Origin of the sequence: Mammaliicoccus fleurettii (assembly GCF_003970575.1) — a bacterium.
GTDB lineage: Bacteria > Bacillota > Bacilli > Staphylococcales > Staphylococcaceae > Mammaliicoccus > Mammaliicoccus fleurettii.
The window spans coordinates 1-622 of sequence record NZ_RXWZ01000227.1 but is presented as its reverse complement, the minus strand read 5'-3'; the positions used below and the strand labels follow the sequence as shown (position 1 = coordinate 622).

The window sequence follows — 622 nt, the reverse complement described above, 5'->3', positions numbered from 1 at the left end:
ATTAAAAGAAGTGTTAAATAATAAATATAAATTAAAAACAACAGATAGAATGAGTCATATTGCATTATTTAATATTCCTGAATATCATAAAATGCTAACTGTATCAGATGTTGCGATGAATATTGAACCTAATGTAGAACAAAAAATAGATATTACGACGAATTTAATAACATGTCTACAAAAAATAGGTATTGAATCTCCAAAAATAGCAGTTTTATCTGCAATTGAAAAAGTGAATCCTAAAATGAAGTCCTCGGTAGATGCTGATGCAGTCGTTTCAGGAATTCGAAATAAAATGGCAAATCTAGAAATTGAAGGCCCAATGGCATTTGATGCTGCAATCAATAAAAGAGCTTCGATTATTAAAAATATAGATTCTGAAATTTCTGGTAATGTTGACGGTGTTGTAGTGCCGCAAATTGAAAGTGGTAATATTTTATATAAATCGCTCGTGTATTTATCAAAAGCAGATGTAGCTTCTGTGATTATTGGTGCAAAAATACCAATAATTTTAACGTCCCGTTCAGATTCTTCTCGAGATAAATTCCATTCGATTTGTAGTGCTTTAATGCTTATTTAGTATATTATAATAATAAATAAATAACTATACTCCATTAAAGTG

General features: G+C 28.9%; 1 protein-coding gene. It reads left to right on the top strand.

All coding sequences use genetic code 11. The features are described 5' to 3' along the window. The coding region (locus CD129_RS12770) for a phosphate acyltransferase (RefSeq protein WP_256681921.1) at positions 1-580 on the top strand (580 nt) is incomplete at its 5' end. Positions 581-622: the final 42 nt, after the last annotated feature.